Origin of the sequence: Leisingera sp. S132, assembly GCF_025144465.1 — a bacterium.
GTDB lineage: Bacteria > Pseudomonadota > Alphaproteobacteria > Rhodobacterales > Rhodobacteraceae > Leisingera.
Genome location: NZ_CP083553.1, coordinates 1,424,130 through 1,441,329 on the forward strand (window position 1 = coordinate 1,424,130; position 17,200 = coordinate 1,441,329).

At 62.5% G+C, this 17,200-nt stretch carries 18 protein-coding genes; 5 read left to right on the top strand and 13 right to left on the bottom strand.

Annotated elements, in window-relative coordinates:
- Positions 1–131 precede the first annotated feature (131 nt).
- On the top strand, positions 132–809 hold the full coding sequence (locus K3725_RS06985; protein ID WP_260018085.1) for a DUF4167 domain-containing protein: 678 nt from the start codon (positions 132–134) through the stop codon (positions 807–809).
- A 75-nt stretch (positions 810–884) separates the two neighbouring features.
- On the opposite strand, the gene K3725_RS06990 is transcribed toward K3725_RS06985, so the two are convergent.
- The 7 genes from K3725_RS06990 to lptF form a co-directional block, all read right to left on the bottom strand.
- Positions 885–1,652 carry a pyridoxine 5'-phosphate synthase gene (locus tag K3725_RS06990; RefSeq protein ID WP_260018086.1) on the bottom strand — a complete coding sequence of 256 codons (768 nt, stop codon included), beginning with the start codon at positions 1,650–1,652 and terminating at the stop codon, positions 885–887.
- 40 nt (positions 1,653–1,692) lie between these two features.
- Positions 1,693–2,535: a 16S rRNA (adenine(1518)-N(6)/adenine(1519)-N(6))-dimethyltransferase RsmA gene (gene rsmA / locus K3725_RS06995; protein WP_260018087.1), complete on the bottom strand. Its 843-nt coding sequence runs from the start codon at positions 2,533–2,535 to the stop codon at positions 1,693–1,695.
- An 84-nt stretch (positions 2,536–2,619) separates the two neighbouring features.
- A complete protein-coding gene (gene pdxA / locus K3725_RS07000) occupies positions 2,620–3,591 on the bottom strand; it encodes a 4-hydroxythreonine-4-phosphate dehydrogenase PdxA (RefSeq protein ID WP_260018088.1) in 972 nt (323 codons plus the stop codon).
- On the bottom strand, positions 3,588–4,847 hold the full coding sequence (locus tag K3725_RS07005) for a peptidylprolyl isomerase (protein ID WP_260018089.1): 1,260 nt from the start codon (positions 4,845–4,847) through the stop codon (positions 3,588–3,590). Before K3725_RS07005 ends, pdxA begins: the two co-directional genes overlap by 4 nt.
- The gene (locus K3725_RS07010) at positions 4,832–7,021 is read right to left on the bottom strand and encodes an LPS-assembly protein LptD (protein ID WP_260018090.1); all 2,190 of its coding nucleotides are present in this window, start codon (positions 7,019–7,021) and stop codon (positions 4,832–4,834) included. Before K3725_RS07010 ends, K3725_RS07005 begins: the two co-directional genes overlap by 16 nt.
- Positions 7,005–8,108, bottom strand: coding sequence for an LPS export ABC transporter permease LptG (gene lptG, locus K3725_RS07015; RefSeq protein WP_260018091.1), 1,104 nt, complete (start codon positions 8,106–8,108; stop codon positions 7,005–7,007). The genes K3725_RS07010 and lptG overlap by 17 nt, the downstream gene beginning before the upstream one ends.
- Positions 8,105–9,232: an LPS export ABC transporter permease LptF gene (lptF, locus tag K3725_RS07020; RefSeq protein ID WP_260018092.1), complete on the bottom strand. Its 1,128-nt coding sequence runs from the start codon at positions 9,230–9,232 to the stop codon at positions 8,105–8,107. Before lptF ends, lptG begins: the two co-directional genes overlap by 4 nt.
- Positions 9,233–9,433: 201 nt before the next feature.
- On the opposite strand from lptF, the gene K3725_RS07025 reads away from it, so the two are divergent.
- The 3 genes from K3725_RS07025 to K3725_RS07035 all read left to right on the top strand — a co-directional run bounded on the left by K3725_RS07025 (position 9,434) and on the right by K3725_RS07035 (position 12,091).
- Positions 9,434–10,909 (top strand): leucyl aminopeptidase, encoded by a 1,476-nt coding sequence (locus K3725_RS07025; RefSeq protein ID WP_260018093.1) that lies wholly within the window; start codon positions 9,434–9,436, stop codon positions 10,907–10,909.
- 6 nt (positions 10,910–10,915) lie between these two features.
- Entirely contained in the window at positions 10,916–11,374 is a 459-nt protein-coding gene (locus K3725_RS07030) for a DNA polymerase III subunit chi (protein ID WP_260018094.1), read from the top strand.
- 165 nt (positions 11,375–11,539) lie between these two features.
- Positions 11,540–12,091 carry a CHAP domain-containing protein gene (locus K3725_RS07035; protein WP_260018095.1) on the top strand — a complete coding sequence of 184 codons (552 nt, stop codon included), beginning with the start codon at positions 11,540–11,542 and terminating at the stop codon, positions 12,089–12,091.
- 33 nt (positions 12,092–12,124) lie between these two features.
- Here K3725_RS07035 and K3725_RS07040 read toward each other — a convergent pair whose 3' ends face one another.
- The 4 genes from K3725_RS07040 to K3725_RS07055 all read right to left on the bottom strand — a co-directional run bounded on the left by K3725_RS07040 (position 12,125) and on the right by K3725_RS07055 (position 15,752).
- Positions 12,125–12,541: a globin domain-containing protein gene (locus tag K3725_RS07040; RefSeq protein ID WP_260018096.1), complete on the bottom strand. Its 417-nt coding sequence runs from the start codon at positions 12,539–12,541 to the stop codon at positions 12,125–12,127.
- 111 nt (positions 12,542–12,652) lie between these two features.
- Complete coding sequence (locus tag K3725_RS07045) at positions 12,653–13,234, bottom strand: TIGR02281 family clan AA aspartic protease (protein WP_260018097.1); 582 nt, start codon at positions 13,232–13,234, stop codon at positions 12,653–12,655.
- Between the two features lie 44 nt (positions 13,235–13,278).
- Entirely contained in the window at positions 13,279–13,899 is a 621-nt protein-coding gene (locus K3725_RS07050) for a MarC family protein (RefSeq protein WP_019298524.1), read from the bottom strand.
- A complete protein-coding gene (locus K3725_RS07055) occupies positions 13,896–15,752 on the bottom strand; it encodes an ABC-F family ATP-binding cassette domain-containing protein (protein ID WP_260018098.1) in 1,857 nt (618 codons plus the stop codon). The genes K3725_RS07050 and K3725_RS07055 overlap by 4 nt, the downstream gene beginning before the upstream one ends.
- Before the next feature lie 200 nt (positions 15,753–15,952).
- Here K3725_RS07055 and ndk point away from each other — a divergent pair, with 200 nt between their 5' ends.
- On the top strand, positions 15,953–16,375 hold the full coding sequence (gene ndk, locus K3725_RS07060) for a nucleoside-diphosphate kinase (protein ID WP_039178499.1): 423 nt from the start codon (positions 15,953–15,955) through the stop codon (positions 16,373–16,375).
- Between the two features lie 76 nt (positions 16,376–16,451).
- Here ndk and K3725_RS07065 read toward each other — a convergent pair whose 3' ends face one another.
- On the bottom strand, positions 16,452–16,964 hold the full coding sequence (locus K3725_RS07065) for a DUF4112 domain-containing protein (protein WP_260018099.1): 513 nt from the start codon (positions 16,962–16,964) through the stop codon (positions 16,452–16,454).
- On the bottom strand, positions 16,957–17,127 hold the full coding sequence (locus K3725_RS07070; RefSeq protein ID WP_065267494.1) for a YqaE/Pmp3 family membrane protein: 171 nt from the start codon (positions 17,125–17,127) through the stop codon (positions 16,957–16,959). Before K3725_RS07070 ends, K3725_RS07065 begins: the two co-directional genes overlap by 8 nt.
- Positions 17,128–17,200: the final 73 nt, after the last annotated feature.

Here is a 17,200-nt window from a genome sequence, read left to right on the forward strand (position 1 = left end):
AGATGAGCCGTATAGAGGTGAACGCTTTTCAAGCATTCCCGCGGCATCAAGCCCAAAAAAGCTAACGATCCGGCGCTGAGGCGCGCTGCACAGGGTCAACGGCGCATTAACTCAAGGCTTATGATAGGCATATGAGATCGTCCAAATCACGTTCCCGCTCCAAGTCGAACCGGAATCGCCCGAACGGCGCCAATGTGGTCAACCGGGTGTTCGACAGCTCCGGTCCCGAAGGCAAGGTGCGCGGAACCCCGCAGCAGATCATTGACAAGTACAACCAGCTGGCCCGCGACGCGCAGCTGGGCAATGATCGTGTTGCAGCAGAGAACTTCCAGCAGCATGCGGAACATTACTTGCGGATGCTGAACGAAGCGCAGCGCGAAATCGAAGCGCGCCGCGAGGAGCAGGAACGCCAGAACCGCGAGCGCCAGGCTGAGCGCGACCGCGAGCGGGCGGAGCGGCTGGAGCGTCAGGAACGCGAGGCTGCGGTCACAGCACCTGCTGACAGTGATCCGGCAAGCGCACCGCAGCCTGAAGTGATTGACCCGCGCGGCGACAATGGCAACGGGCAGGACAGCGGTTTGGTTGAGACCCCGGAGAGCCAGAGTGCCGCTCCGGCGGAGAGCGGCGATGACGCTGCGCCGAAGAAAGCCCCGGCACGCAAATCCCGCACCCGCAAGCCCGCAGCTAAGGCCGAGGGCGCGGAAGCCGCAGGCGAGGACGGTGAAACCCCGGCGCCGAAGAAACCAGGCCGCCCGCGCGCCAAACCGAAGCCTAAGGCTGAGGATGGCGCAGCGGAAGCTGCCGAATAAGCAGCTGCCAGTTATGCAAAACCCCCGGGGCTGATGGCCCCGGGGGTTTTCTTTTGGATGCCGGTGGGGGCGTGATCAGACTTCGTGGCCCAGCACCCTCAGATAGCGGCGCACGGCTTCGGGGAAGCCCAGCATCAGGGCATCCGCTGTCAGGCCGTGGCCGATGGAGACCTCGGCCAGATCGGGAATGGCCTGGCGCAAGCCGGGCAGATTTTCGACGGTCAGGTCGTGTCCTGCATTCATCATCAGGCTGCCAAGGGCGCGGGCCTCGTTCGCGGTGTCCCGGATCAGATCCAATTCACGCGCGGTAGAGGCAGGATCGGTTTGGTCAGCATAGGGTCCAGTGTAAAACTCTATCCTGTCGGCACCTGCCTGTTGCGCCAGTGCGGGATCAGTAGGGTTGGCGTCCACAAAATAGGAGACCCGGATACCGGCCGCCTTGAACTCCTCAGCGATGGGCAGGAGCATCTCGCCATCGGCAGCAAAATCCCAGCCATGGTCGGACGTGGACTGCTCCGGCGTGTCCGGCACCAGCGTCACCTGATGCGGCTTGTTCTCCAGCACCAGGTCGATGAAGTGGCGGGTCGGGTAGCCCTCGATATTGAATTCGGCCTCTGGGAATTCTTCGGCAATAAGCCGCGACAGGGCCGGCAGGTCGGAAAACCGGATGTGGCGCTCATCCGGGCGCGGGTGCACAGTGATGCCATGGGCGCCGGCCTGCAGGATGGCACGGGAGATGTCGATCAGGTCCGGCCAGGGCACCTCGCGCCGGTTGCGCAGGTAGGCAACAGCATTGACGTTCACTGACAGAAGCGTCGGGCGGGGTGCAACGGTCTGTGTCATAGAAAAATATGATCTCCGGGTCAGGGGCGGAAAAAAAGTGTCAGGCTTTGGCAACTTCGCGGGCAAGCGCACAGAAGGCCTCCAGGCTTACCTGTTCGGCGCGTTCGGTGGGCGGGATGCCTGCGGCTGTCAGATGCGCTTCGATATCAGGCGAAATGCCCTTGAGCGACGCGCGCAGCATCTTCCGGCGCTGGTTGAAGGCGGCGGCGACGACGCGGGAAAGGATGGCGGCATCGGCCTCGAACCGCGGCTCTGGCAGGGCGTCCAGATGCACCACGGCGCTGGAGACCTTGGGCGGGGGGGTGAAGGCACCTGGCGGCAGCGATAGCACGATACGCGCATCCGCCCGCCACTGTGCCAGGATCGCCAGACGGCCATAGGCCTTGGAGCCGGGCTGCGCCACGATGCGGTCGGCAACCTCGCGCTGGAACATCAGGGTGAGGCTCTGCCAGAACGGCGGCCACTCCTTGGGTGTCAGCCAGCGCACCAGAAGCTCGGTGCCGACGTTGTAGGGCAGGTTGGCGGCGATGCGGATCGGCGGTGTGAGGTGCTGCAGCGGGTCGATCTCCAGCGCATCGCCGTTGATCATTTCAAACCGTCCCGGGTAGGCGTCTGCGATCTCCTGCAGTGCAGGCAGGCAGCGGCTGTCTTTTTCAACCGCCAGCACCCGGCGGGCGCCCTCAGACAGCAGTCCGCGGGTCAGGCCGCCGGGACCTGGGCCGATTTCCAGAACGTCGCAGCCGGTCAGGTCGCCGGCCTGGCGCGCAATCTTGGCGGTGAGGTTGAGGTCCAGAAGGAAGTTCTGACCCAGCGACTTACGTGCCGAGAGCTGATGCGTTGCGATCACTTCGCGCAAGGGGGGAAGGGAGTCGATAGCGCTCATGTCATCTGGACCTTGGGACTGGGCACGCGGCGCGCGCCAAAAGTTTCATGCCTCCGGCGGGGATATTTCCGGCAAGAGGAAGAATCAAGTGCTGGCGGCCATGGCCTGCGCCAGCTTCAGCGCCTCGATCAGGCTGGAGGGATTGGCCTGTCCGGTGCCCGCGATGTCAAAGGCGGTGCCGTGATCGGGGGAGGTGCGGATGAAAGGCAGGCCCAAGGTAACATTGACGCCGCGGTCGAAATCCAGCGTCTTGATCGGGATCAGGGCCTGATCGTGATACATGCAGACCGCCGCGTCATAACGGGCGCGGGCTGCGGCGTGAAACAGGGTGTCAGCAGGGTGGGGGCCGGTGACATTCTGGCCTTCCGCCTGCATCTGCGCAACCAGCGCATTGATCCAATCGAGTTCTTCGCGGCCCATTGCGCCGCCTTCGCCTGCGTGCGGGTTGAGGCCTGCAACCGCGATACGCGGTGCGGCAATGCCGAACTGGCTTTGCAGGCCCGCAGCGGTGATTTCTATGATTTCGCGCAAGCCTTCCGGTGTCAGCGCCGCGGGCACGTCTGACAGGGCGATGTGGATGGTGGCAGGCACCACACGCAACTGGTCGCTCGCCAGCATCATCACCACCCGGCTGCGGCCTGCCAGTGCCGCGAGAAATTCTGTATGGCCGGGATAGGCAAAGCCCGCACCGTCGATCAGTGCCTTCTTGTGAATGGGGGCTGTGCAGACGGCGGAGGCCTCGCCTGCCTGAACCAGTTTCACGGCGGTTTCAATGGATTGGATCACGCCTGCAGCGTTGGCCGGATCGGCCGTGCCCTTGGCTGCGCTGCCGCCGAAGGCAATCGGCAGGACCGGAAAGCGGTCCGCACAGGCTGCGGCGGCCTCAGCGGGGAATGAAATCTCGCTGACCGGCGTGCCTGGGGGCAGATGCCGCGGATCGCCAATCCAGAAGAACGGGCAGCTGTTCCTCAGTGCCTCCCATGCCTTGACGGCGATTTCCGGGCCGATGCCTGCGGGTTCACCGCAACTGAGGGCAATGGGCCCGGAGCGGGTCATTTGATGTCGATCCGGGCGTCGGCGCGCAGCTGTTCCAGGAAGCTGTCGGTCAGCGATGTCATCCGCTGCGCCACAAGCGCATTGGCCACGGTTTCGCGGTTGGCGCCCTCGCCGAGGTCGGCAGTGCGGCCGCAGAGCATCAGGACCACTGCAGTCTGGCCGTTGTTGCGTGTCAGCGCTGTGGAGGTTTCACTTGGGTCGAGCTTGGCCAGTTCCAGCGCGATGTCGCGGGGAATGTCCGCGGGCGGAAGGCTTTGGATGTCCAGCACCGACGGGTCCTGACCTTGAGCGAGGCCGTAGAAGTCCTCGCAGGTGTCGACGCTGTTTACAACCTTCTGCACTGCGGCCAGTCCTTCAGGCGTGCGTCCGCCGGGGACGAAGTAGGTGGCGTATTCGATGGCGGTGTAACGCGGTGCCGCGCCTTCAACCTCGCGCACGCCGCGCATCTGGAACAGTGCCACGGCGTTTTGCAGCGGCAGCGGTTCGGAAATTTCGCCGGGATTCAGCGCCAGCACGATTTCCTGCAGCTGCGGCGGCAGTTTGGTCAGAGGCATCCAGGGCAGGCGGCCGCCCTCATTGCGGCTGGCGGCAGCGGAGTACTGGGTCGCGGCGGCGGCAAAGCTGTCGTAGCCTTTGAGCCGGGATACTTGCTCAATCAACTCTTCGACCTGGGCTGCATTCTGGTCGTTGATCGGCACGATGAACTCACTCAGCAGCACCTGGACGCTGCCGGTGCCTGCAGATCCCATGGCGCGGTCAATTTCTTCCGGGGTCGGGCGCGCCTGGGACAGGAAACGGGCGCGGGTGTATTCGCGCCAGCCCAGGCCGACCCTGGTGAAATCGCGCAAGGTCTGCGGAGCGACGCCCTGCTGCTGCAGGGCTGCCAGGAATTCGTTCAGCGACAGGTTGGCGCGGCCTGCCATTTCTTCCATGCCGGCAGAAATATCCTCATCGGACAGTTCAATGCCGGCCTGTTGGAGCACTTGAAGCTTGAGCCGGTCATTGATCAGCTCCTCGCGTGCGGTTTCCAGCGGGTCGCCCGGTACCCTCAGCGCGGCCTGAAAGCGGGCACGCTGCTCCAGCTCATAACGGGTGATCACCTCGTCATTGACTGTGATTGCAGGCGCAAAAAGATTCTGTGCTCCGGCCGGCAGGGCGGTCAGAGAGAGACCTGCTGCCAGCGCCAGCGCGGCTGCGGACTTGAGGGCACGGGAAAGGAAGGGAGCCGGGAACCGGGAATTCACGTCTTGCTGCATGACCGCCTGTACTGTTTGTTGCCGCTCTTTACGGAAAAACCGCTGAGGGAGATGGTAAAGCCGAAATCCGTTGTCGGCTCAACACTTGTTGTTGAGGTATAGCGGCGGTTGACCGAAAGGTCGACCGTTACGCATTCGTTCTGATACGCCAGACCCAGACCTGCCCGGGTGGCTCGGGCATCGGAAATATCGTAGCGCAGCCGGGCGCTGGCAGACCAGCTGGGGTTGATGTCGTAGCGCCCATCGACCCAGATTTCGGAGCTTTCCTCGGACCGTTCCTCGACGGGATCCGTGCCAAGCCACAGATATGTGCCGGACAGGCTGGAACGGTCCGTGTGCCATTCGCCTCGGACTTCGGCCTTGGAAAAGTTCAGCGAACCGTTCAGCAGGCCGCGGGTGGAGATCGCCAGCCCGTCGCCGAACTTGATCTGGCCGGCCAGCAGAAGATCCGACGAAGTGCCGCCAAGCCCCGAGCTTTTGGTGAACCGGGGGTCCGCCTCGCTGCGCAGCACCTGGCCAATTGTTGCGTAGGCCTGCCAGCCCTGAGGCGAGTAGCGCGCCCAATTGGCTCCATAGACCAGTGTAAACCCGTCCTCGCGGGCATCGGTTGCGGGGAAACGGGACAGCGACAGCAGGTTGCCCTGGTCAAATTCGACGAACCTGCTTTCCTCGCTGACCACATCACCGCTGCCTTCGTTGCGCCAGCCAAGCCGCAGGATCGGCTCCAAGTACTGGGTGGCGCCATTGGCTTCACGGCGGGTCATCGGCAAGCGGAAAGTCATTGAGCCGCGGGGCGTCAGGCGGGTGACTTCATCGGTGAAAAAAGCATCATCATAAGCTCTGGAGGCATCCGCTGCAGCGCCCAGCTCGGCCTCTGCCAGGATCCCGTAGCCGAGCCTCCAAGTGCGGAGCCAGCTCAGGTCGGCAGTCAGCCTTGCGAGGTCCCGGCCGGTAGCGGAGTCTTCGCTCAGTCCATCGCCCCGGTTTGTTGAGCGGCGGTAACGTCCGTTTCCCTGAAGCGTCAGCCGGACTTCGCCGCCCGTAAGGCTGGGGAAATAGCGTTTCTGAAACAGTGCTTCGGCAATACCGGAGGGGATTTCGTCAGGATCTTCGTCGGAGCGGAGCGTTTTGTAGTGGGTCAGCGATGTGCGGAGCAAGCTGTCCCGGCGGATCCGCGACAGCTCCAGCCTGGAGCGGAGGCGGTCAGTGTCGGGCAGGCCGTAATCCGCGAGATAGGCATCGTCTGAAACCGCCCGCAAATCAAAAGTGAAGCGGTAGTTTCGCGGCAATTCGAACCGGCCATTTCCGAAGATGTATCCACGGTCCTGGCCCGGGTAAAGATCGTCGCGGGTATAGGCTCCGTTGAACTCGATCCGGCCGCGCCGGAAGGCCTGCCGGTAGCGCAGGTCCAGTGTCCGGGTGCTTGATGAGACGTAGGGCGCGACCGTCAGATCCTTGTGCGGGCCAAGGGTGAAGAAATAGGGAACCTTGACCCCGGTGCCGAGGTTCGATGTTGAGCGCACGGAGGGGATCAGAAAGCCGCTGGTTCTCTCCAGCGAGGGATCCGGCAGACGGAACGCCGGGAAGTAGAAAACCGGCACATCCAGGACCCGCAGCTGCGCGTTCTCAAAGTAAAGCTGGCGTTCCTGCTGATCATGGGTGACGCGCTCCGCGCGGATCTGCCAGAGCGGGGGGCGCCCGTCTTCGCAGACATGGCACGAGGACACAGCGGTCTTATAGAGCTGGGTATAGCGGCCGCTGACCCGTGTCATCTGCAGCGACGCGAGCTGGAGCTGCTGCTGCAGTACCATGCGGGCGCCGTTGAGCAGTCCGTTGCGCAGGCTGCTGTCCATTTCCGCAGCGTTGGCCAGAATGGTGATGTCACCGTTCTGGTCGATACGGATCGGGCCCTCGACAAGCAGGGTGCCTGTGCCTTGATCAAAGGTTATCTTCTGCGCGCGCAGGCGTATATCGCCCTGAAAAGCTTCGACATTGCCTTCTGCCACAAGTGTCCGGTCCGCGGTGATGAACACCTGATCGGCAACGAGCATTGCGGGCTGGGCCTGATCCGGGGGCGCGGCAGTCTGCGCCTGAGGAGCAGAGGCAGACAGCGCCAGCCAGGGCAGCACGGCGGAAAGAAGCAGCGCCCGGCGCAGGTTACCCGTCTTCGGCATGGAGTAGCAGTCCCAAAGTCAAAAGTATTGCGGCAGCAGGCGGCGCCCAAGCGGCCAGCGCCACCGGGATTTGCCCATTCTCGCCAAGGATTTGCGCGAAATTGCGGATGAAATAAAGTCCGAATCCCAGCAGCACGGCCATCAGCACGGCCAAGCCGGTGCCGCCAAAGCGGGCGTGCCGCATGGTGAAGGATGCGCCGACCAGCACCATGGCGATCAGGAACAGGGGGCGGGCCAGCTCTGCCTGCAGCCGGACTTCGTAACGCTTGGTGGTGAAACCGGCAGCTGACAGTTCGCGGATGGTGGAAGGCAGGTCATAAATCGAGATGCCGCTGGCGGTGCCCAGTGTACCGCGGATGCGGTCTGTGGTCAGCGTGGTCGGCAGCCGCAGCTCCTCATGCCGGGCAGCGCCGGTTTCGGGATTGATGCCTGCCGTCAGCGGCCAGGCCTTTGCATTGGTCAGAATCCAATGATTGCCTTCCAGCCGCGCCGTTTCGGCGGTTATGCGGCGCACCGGGCCGCCTGCATTTGTGTAGGCATGTATCGAAACGTCAATCAGGGTGATGTCAGCGGCATCGCCGCTGTACCCCTTGGCGTGAATGACTGATTGGCCGCGGGCGCCCCCTTGGCGCAGCCACAGGCCTTCACCGCTCAGCGACAAGGCCGAGGGGCCGCCGTTCTGATAGGTTTCTGCCAGATCCTGGTAACGGTTGGCCGTGGCCGCCGCAATGGGATTGAGCATGGTGACGGCCAGGCCGCCGATTGCCGCTGCGACCAGTACAGGGGCTGCCAGTGCCCTTATGCCCGACCGGCCGATGGCACGGGTCACCACCAGCTCACTGCTGCGGGCAAGGCCAACAAACAGCACGATGGTTGACAGGATCATGATCAGCGGCAGGAACTCACTGAGGGCTGCGGGTATGTTCAGCAGGGTCAGCCCAATCAGCTGCGCCAGGCTGAGGTCAACTGATTCAAACCGGCGTATCTGCTCATTCAGATCGATCAGAACCACCAATGTCATCAGCACAGCTACGATCGCCAGAAACCATTGCGTGAAACGGCGCGCATAGTAGAGATCCAGTTTCATGCTGTGGTCTCCGCTGCCATTGCCCGGATCCGTTTGGGGCGGGCAGACAGGACCAGGAAGACCAGCGCTACCGCCAGGCCCAGCAGGGTGGGAAGGTAGATCAGGGGCCACAGGTCGGGATTTTTGAGAACGGGATCGGAGACCACGCCACGCAGGCCTTCGACAAAGATCAGAATGATGAAGGCCAGCATCGCCTGCCGCCAGACGCCAAAGCGTGAGAATGTGCCCAGCATCAATGCGGAAAAGCCAATCAGCGTTACGGCAATGCAGATCAATGCCCGGGCAAAGCGCAGGTGCAGCTCTTCGGCTTGGGCGCCAGCGGAGTAACCGTCGCTTCGGGTGACGGCTGCAGTGCTGTTCATAAGCTCGAGGCTGGGAATAGCGCGTATGTTGCGGGCCGGGTTCTCAGCCTGGCGGGCCAGGGAGCTGATGTCATAAGAGAAATCGGAAAAGAATGTGGTCGAGAGACGTTGCGACTTGTTTTCGAGCCGCTGCGCCATGCCTTCTACCATGATCAGATGCGCACTTTCGCCGTCCCGCACGAGAAAGGCGCGGTTCCCGGTGTAGGTGACGGTCACTTCCGGGTCGCGGCGGTCCGACAGGAACACGTCCTGGAGGGTCCCGTCCGGGTCAATCTGCCGGATATAGAACGTGACACCTGCAGCGGGATGCAGAAAATCGCCTTCGCTGAGCAGTTTGGCGGTGATGTTCCGCGAGACTTCGCTTTCACGCAACTCCAACTGGCTGATCGAGGCCGGCAGCAGGTAGTGCGTCAGCGCCGACATCATCAGGGCAGTGATAATGCCGAACACCAGCGCAGGGCGGGCCATTTGCCAAGGGCTGGTACCGGTGGCGCGCAGCACGGTCAGCTCGCTTTCGCTGTTCAGCCGGTTGGTCACCCAGACCGCAGCGCCGAAGGCGGCAATCGGCAGCACAATTCGGATCAGGTTCGGCAGCGTGAGCGCGGTGAATTCCAGAAACACCAGTGCGGACTGCCCGTTGCCGATCAGCGTATCGAACAGCACTACGGCCCGGTTGACCCAGAACACGGCCACCAGAATCAGGGCAAAGAAGCCGAAGAAGAGCAGATACTGTGACAGCACATATCTGTCGTAGCGTGACACCCGATCCCCCCAGATCTTGCCGTTGTTGTTTTGGCGGACCTTAGTGGATTTGATTGGCGGGGAAAACTGCATTCTCGCCCGGCGTGGCAATCGGCGGCGGACCGCAGGCGTTGGCCAGTGCTGCCGGCTCTTTCCAACCGCCGCTCTGCAGGATACCTCTGGTGCCAAGAACCAGATGATTTTCAGCAGGAGCGCGCACGAATGACCAGCCTCACCCCGATCCGTTTTGCCGAATACGATCCCAAGGCGATGGCAGAAATGACCGGCCGGGTGGCGGTCATGGTGACGCCCGAGGGCAGTATGGATCAGGCCGCGCGCAGCGCCAACCGGATGGCCAAGGGCGCTATCGCCAGGCTGATCGACTCGGAGGGGTTCACAAAGGCCAAGCCAGGCGATGTGATTTCGCTGAACTGGCCCGCGGGCATGAAGGCGGAGGCGCTGGATGTTCTGGTGCTGCCGCGCAAGCTGACGCCGGTGGAGGCACGCCAGGCGGGGGCCAAGCTGGTGAAGGGGGCTGGGGGCAAGCGGCTGACTGTCATGGCAGGCAGCATGAACAAGGCGGCCGATCTGACACTGGGTATGGCGCTGCGGGACTATACTTTCGAAAATCACAAGTCTCCCAAGGACGACATGCCGGAAGGGGAGATTGTTATCGCCGCTAAGTCGCCAGCAGAGCTGGAGGCCGCCTGCGCACCGCTGCTGGCAGTGGCGGAGGGCGTGCATATGACACGTGATCTGGTCAATGAGCCGGCGAATGTCCTGACCACCACGGAGTTTGCCCGCCGCATCGAAGAAATGAAGGGCATTGGCCTGGAGGTCGAGATCCTGGAAGAGGCAGATCTGGAAAAGCTGGGCATGCGCACGCTGCTGAGTGTCGGGCAGGGGTCCGACAGCCCCTCCAAGGTTGCGGTGATGCAGTGGAAGGGCGGTGCCAAGGATGCCGCGCCGCTGGCGCTGGTCGGCAAAGGGGTGGTGTTCGATACTGGGGGTATCTCCCTGAAGCCCGCGGCAGGCATGGAAGAGATGACCATGGACATGGGCGGTGCCGGCGTCGTGGCGGGCACCATGCGTGCGCTGGCATTGCGCAAAGCCAAGGCAAATGTGGTCGGCCTCGTTGGTCTGGTGGAGAACATGCCATCGGGCAACGCCACCCGTCCCGGCGATGTGGTGAAATCCATGAAGGGTGACACCGTCGAAATCATCAATACGGACGCCGAGGGCCGCTTGGTGCTGTGCGATGTCCTTTGGTATGCGCAGGAGCGGTTCAAGCCCGCAGGCGTGATCGATCTGGCAACCCTGACCGGGGCAATCATCATCGGGCTGGGGCATGAAAACGCCGGTGTCTTCTCTAACGATGATGACCTGTGCAATGCCTTCCTGAAGGCTGCCAGGTCTGAGGACGAGGGCGCCTGGCGGATGCCGTTGGGCAGGGCCTATGACGAGCAGCTGAAATCCCGCATTGCCGACATGAAGAACGTCGGCGGCCGTCCGGCGGGTTCCATCACTGCGGCGCAGTTCCTGCAGCGGTTCATCAAGGACGGTATGCCTTGGATCCATCTGGATATCGCTGGCGTGGCGTCCGTCAGCAAGGACACGGACTATGCGCCCAAAGGCGCCACCGGCTGGGGTGTGATGGCGCTGAACCGGCTGGTCGCGGACAAGTTCGAGGTGGAATAAGCATCTATGGGGGCTGCCTATTTCTATCATCTGACCCGCAGGCCGCTGGAGGAGACCCTGCCGGTCCTTCTGGATAAGGCGCGGGGGGCGGGCTGGCGTATTGCGGTGCGCGGGCGCGACCCTGAGCGCATGGCCTGGCTGGATGACCGCCTGTGGCAGGGGCCGGAGGAAAGCTTCCTGGCGCATGGTCTGGCAGGCGGCCCCCATGATGCGTTGCAGCCCATCCTTCTGACGGCAGGGCCGGAGGCTGCCAACGGACCTGAGTGCGTGATGGCGGTGGACGGCGCCGCCGTCAGCGCCGAGGAAGTGCAATCGCTGAGCCGGGTCTGCATCCTGTTTGACGGCACCGATCCGGAGGCCGTGCAGCATGCCCGCACCCAGTGGAAAAGCCTGACAGAAGCGGGCTGTTCCGCACAGTACTGGTCTGAGGAAAGCGGCCGCTGGGAAAAGAAGGCCGAGAAATAGGCGGATTTCCGGTTGTGGCACCTGCTGTTGGCAAGAATTTGCCGATGACCCGTTTGAATTGTTTCACAAGGGCAACAATTACTCGATTTTTCGTCACTTGGCCTTTATCCCTCTCAGCACAAAATCCGGACAACCGGGAAAACAACCAGGACACTGGGGGGACAGATGAACTTTGGACATGCGGTCAAGCGGCTGCGCCTGCTTCCTATTGCCGGCGCTAGCCTTCTTTTTCTCGCCAATTGCGGTGATGTCCAGAACGGATCAGTCAGCCGGGCAGCGGCCGAGGCCGCGCGTCTGGAATACGCAGTTCAGGAAGTTCAATACCTGCAGTCCAAAGGCCGCCGGGTCTGGTGCGTGCCTTTTGCCCGCAATGCCAGCGGGATCGAGATTTTTGGAAATGCCAAGACCTGGTGGGCGCAGGCCACGGGGCAGTACGGCCGCAGCAACGAACCGCAGCCCGGTGCCGTGATGGCCTTCAGTGCCACCCGCTCCAACCCGCTGGGGCACGTTGCCGTGGTGTCCAAGGTGGAAGATGCCCGCAGGATCCGGGTCAATCACGCCAATTGGCACCGCAACAAGATCTCGCTGGGTATGGCGGTGATTGATGTGTCGGAAAACAACGATTGGTCTGCGGTCCGGCTGGAAAGCAACCCGGGCGCGTTCGGACGGGTTTATCCCGTGAAAGGGTTCATTACGGCTGAGCAGGGCAACAGCTAACGCCGCGGCCATGGTGCGGGCCGGTCGCCCGGTTCACTGGCCCGGAATGCCGCCGCGCTCGATCATCTTGACGGCAATTTCCTTGAAGGCGGTGCGCCACAGCGCCTCCAGTTCCTGAGTCATCTCCTTGCCGAGCGCATGGCGCAGGGTGTCGACCAGCGCTTCTTCCATCGGTGCAAAATGTTCCGTCAAAACACCAAGTGAGGCATGTGTCTTGCCGAGCTGCTGAAACTGCGGGGCCACGGCGCTTTCATCATTCAGCCTGGCAATAATCACGCCCAGCGTGGTCATGAACTTCATGCCCTGGCCCTCCAGATCCTCACGGAACAGCTGGCGCAGTTCAGGCGCATGATGGAACAGCGAGTGATAGAAATAGGCAGGAGACTTGCCGGATGCCTCGTTCAGCTTGCAGTAGCTTTGCTGCAGTTGCGTCAGTTCGTCTTCGGTCACGGGGGCTTGCTCCTCTCTGATTGGTTCGCTTTGTTCCAATCTATGGGGCAATCGGGTGCAGAACATTGATCCGTCTCAATACAGCACAAGCTGCGGCGGGCGGCTGTGGGGTTAACGAGTGAGGACCAGCGCGCCGTTGCGGATTTCGATGCTGGACCAGCGCTGCAGGTAGCCCATCCCCAGCAGGGATTGTTCCAGCTCTCCCTGGTTGACCCACACACGCAGGTTTTTGTCGGTGATGCCGCCAAGCGAGATCTCATCAATCCAGACGGACGCCGTGCGCACCTCGCCATTGGCGGTGCTCGCGCGGCCGAGGTAGGCAAGGCTGGTGGTATCTATGCCAGCGCTTCGGGCGTCACGTTCATTCAGCACAACCTGACTGGCACCAGTGTCGACGAGGAATTCGACGGGAGCGCCGTTCACGTCCAGTGTCAGGTAGTAATGGCCGTCCGGTGCGCGCGGCACCTCGACCCGGCCTGCGTCGATGGCGACACTTTGCTGCGGTCGAACAGTTTGGCGGATGTCTTCCCATAAGCCGTATGAAGCGATGACGCCAAGAAAGATGAAGCCCCAGACGGCAAACATCTGCATCGTCTTGCCGAGGCTTTGCCGGTTTTGGACAAAGACCCACGACCCGACCGCGACCAGCAGGATGATCAGATAGATAAACCGCCCGATTTCATATTCGCCCATGCGCTCACCTCCTGTTTATTATGTAGGCGGGCCGGGACGTTATACTAGCCTGCGAAGCCGAAGTCGCGCAGGCCGTCCAGCACGAACTGCACCGACAGGGCTGCCAGCAGCATGCCCAGAAGCCGGGTGACAACAGTGATCCCGGTCTTGCCCAGCATCCGTTCGAACAGGCCGGAGAACAGGCACATCACCAGCAGGATCGCCAGCACGGCAATCACCACGCCCATCACCATGGCAAAACCTGCAAAGCCGGGCTGCTGGCCTGTCAGCAGGATGACGGTGGCGATGGAGCCGGGGCCTGCCATCAGCGGGATCGCCAGCGGAAAGACGGACGGGTCGTCAAAGTCATCTTCTTCGCTGCGGTCCTCACGCCGTTTGTTGCGGCGTTCGAACAGCATGTCGAGCGCGGTCAGGAACAGCAGGACACCGCCGGCCACCCGGAAGGCGGGCATGGAGATGCCAATGAAGCCCAGCACTGCTTCGCCAAAACCGGCAAAGATCGCCAGCAGGACCGCAGCCGTAATTGTCGCTCGCAGCGCGATGGAGCGGCGGCGGGAGGAGGACATGCCTTGGGTCAGGGCGATAAAGACTGGTGTCAGGCCGATCGGGTCGACGATCACAAACAGCGTCACGAAGGATGTGATCAGAAATGCAGTGTCGATCATTGTGCCTCTGCCTGCTCCAGTTTCTCCAGCGCGTCCATCCACAGGCCCTCGGCCCGCTCCAGCGCTTCGATACACTCAGCGTGTTTCTTCTGCCAGACCTCGATGTCACCAGCCTTACCCGGCTCATACAGGCTAGGGTCGGCCAGCTTTTCGTCAAGCTTTTCGCGCATTTCGCTGAGCTTCTCTACCCTTGCCTCTGATTTGCGGACCTCAGCGCGGAGCGCGATCAGAACGTCGCGGGCGGCCTGCTTGGGCTTGACGGGCTTAGTTGCCTCGGCTTTGGCGGCGGGTTTTTCCCGGGCCAGCAGCAAGGCGCGGTAGCTTTCCAGATCGCCGTCATAGGGTTTCACAGTACCGTCCCTGACCAGCCACAGGCGGTCCGCCACAAGGCTTAGGAGATGCATGTCGTGGCTCACAAGGATCACCGCGCCGGAATAGGTGGTCAGCGCCTCCACCAGTGCCTCGCGGCTTTCGATGTCGAGATGGTTGGTCGGCTCGTCAAGGATCAGCAAATGCGGCGCGTCGATGGTGGCGATCAGCAGGCTGAGCCGCGCCTTCTGGCCGCCTGACAGCCGCCCGACCTCGGTTTCCGCCTGCGCAGCGCCCAGACCGAAACCCGCCAGCCGCGCGCGCCATTTCGCCGGAGCTTCATCAGGGCGCAAGCGGCGCAGGTGGTCCAGCGGGGTTTCATCGACGTAAAGTTCATCCACCTGGTGCTGGGCAAAATAGCCGATCCGCAGCTTGGAGGAACGGGTCATCTTGCCCGCCATCAGCGGCAGCCGGTCGGCCAGCAGTTTCGAGAGTGTCGATTTGCCCTGACCGTTCTTGCCCAGCAGCGCGATACGGTCGTCCTGATCAATCCGCAGGTTCAGCCGTTTCAGGATTTCGGTGTCGCCATAGCCGGTGATGCCGCCCTCGATGTGGATGATCGGCGGGGACATCTCTTCCGGCTCGGGAAAAGTGAAGGCGCGCAGGGCGGCCTCCTGCGGGGTCGTGATCGGCTTCATCTTGGCGATCATCTTGAGGCGTGATTGGGCCTGCACCGCCTTGGACGCCTTGTAGCGGAAGCGGTCGACGAAGCTCTGCAGATGGGCGCGGCGGGCTTCCTGCTTCTTGGCTTCTGCCGCGGCAACAGCCAGACGCGCTGTGCGGGTTTCGGCGAATGTGTCGTAGTTGCCCTGGTACAGCGTGAGTTTCCTGTCCTCGAGATGCAGGATCGACCCGACGGCGCGGTTCAAGAGGCCGCGGTCGTGGCTGACGATCACCACCGTGTGCGGGTATTTTGCAAGGTAGCTTTCCAGCCACAACGCGCCTTCGAGGTCGAGGTAGTTGGTCGGCTCGTCCAGCAGCAGCAGATCGGGCTGGGCGAACAGGACTGCCGCCAGCGCCACCCGCATGCGCCAGCCGCCCGAGAAGTCGGAACAGGGGCGTTTCTGGTCGTCGTCGTCAAAGCCCAGGCCCTTAAGGATCGACGCGGCGCGGGCCTCTGCTGACCAGGCGTCGATGTCCGTCAGGCGGGTCTGGATTTCGGCAATCCGCACAGGGTCGGTAGCGCTGTCGGCCTCTGCCAGCAGGGCGGCGCGTTCTGTGTCGGCGGCCAGCACAGTGTCAGTCAGAGAGACATTCGACGACGGCACCTCTTGTGCGACACCGCCGATACGGGCCTTGGAGGGCAGGGTGATGCTGCCGGTCTCCAGCGCCAGTTTACCGCGGATCAGCCGGAACAGCGTTGTCTTGCCCGTTCCGTTTCGCCCGACAAGGCCAACCTTGTGACCGGTGGGAATGGTGGCGGATGCGCCCTCGATCAGCGGGCGGCCCTCGACCGAGTAGGTGATGTCTTGAATGCGTAACATGGGCAGCGGTGTGGCTCAGGTACAGGGGGCTGTCAATCGGCCTGCTGTCTTCCGCATGCCGAAAACACTCCCGCCGGAGATGAGCATGCCTGCACGTGCCCGGAAAACATCTTCCCAAGCGCGTTCAGCCATGATAGGCGGCGCGCGGAGTTTCCGGCCCGGGGATACGCCCCGCGGCCCATTTTACAGGAGAATGCCAAATGGCTCTGGAACGCACTTTCTCGATCATCAAGCCCGACGCAACCCGCCGCAACCTGACCGGCGCAATCAACGCCAAGTTTGAAGAAGCCGGCCTGCGCATCGTGGCGCAAAAGCGCATCCACCTGACCAAGGCGCAAGCGGGTGAGTTCTACAAGGTGCACGCCGAGCGTCCGTTCTACGACGAACTGTGCGAATTCATGGCGTCCGCGCCGATCGTTGCGCAGGTTCTGGAAGGCGAGAATGCCATCGCGAAGAACCGCGAAGTCATGGGCGCCACCAACCCGGCTGACGCTGCCGCTGGCACCATCCGCGCCGAATTTGCTGAATCGGTTGGCGAAAACTCCGTCCACGGCTCCGACGCACCGGAAACCGCCGCAGTGGAAATCGCTTACTTCTTCTCCGGTCTCGAACTGGTCGGCTAAGCTTCAGGCTTAACCGGTAAAAAAAGAGGCTGCAGCCTGCGGGGTGCAGCCTTTTTTGTATCTGCCTTTCTTGTATTTACATTGGGCGGCCAAGCGGGTGGCGGCGGACCCCGGGCGGTTTCCTCTGCGAGCTTTGGTTGCCAGCCCAGGCGGGAGAAAGCCGCAGTTCCCGCGGAGCTGTCAGGCTGGAAAACTTCCGCTTGCCCAGACGTTTGGGCAGCGGCTCACCCTTTATGCCGTTTTCTTCAAGGTGGCGGCGCAGCAAGGCGATGTTGCGGGTGTTGGCTTTCCAGGCCACGTCAAACAGGTCGCCGGCAAGAGGGATCGAGCCGATGAGCGTATCGATCCCGATATTAGCCGCCATCCGCGCAAGAACCGGTGCTGAGGCCCCCATCCGGAACCCGCGGAAGAGAATGTATACGGCAGGGGCCAGGGCGAGCACGTCCCCAACGCCTGGCACCAGGCCCGCGATACTGTCCCAGCCGACACGCACCCCAAGCAGCGGAACGCGAAACGCGCGGTCCATGCGCTGAGCGAGGCGTTCAAGCGTCAGCAGTTCCTCTTTCTGATGGCTCGGCAGTTCAGGCATGGCTGGGCGTCCGTGCGATGACCCAGACCGCGTGCACGATACCGGGGATATAGCCGAGAAGCGTCAGAAGGATGTTCAGCCAGAAGTGCTTACCCAGGCCCACCTGCAGGAACACGCCCAGCGGCGGCAAAATGACAGCGAAGATGATGCGGATCAGGTCCATTCCGGAGCCCCCTTTGTTGCGTCAGCTCTTGGGAACACAACGCAGAAAGCATGGAATAGTTGCAGATTTTGCG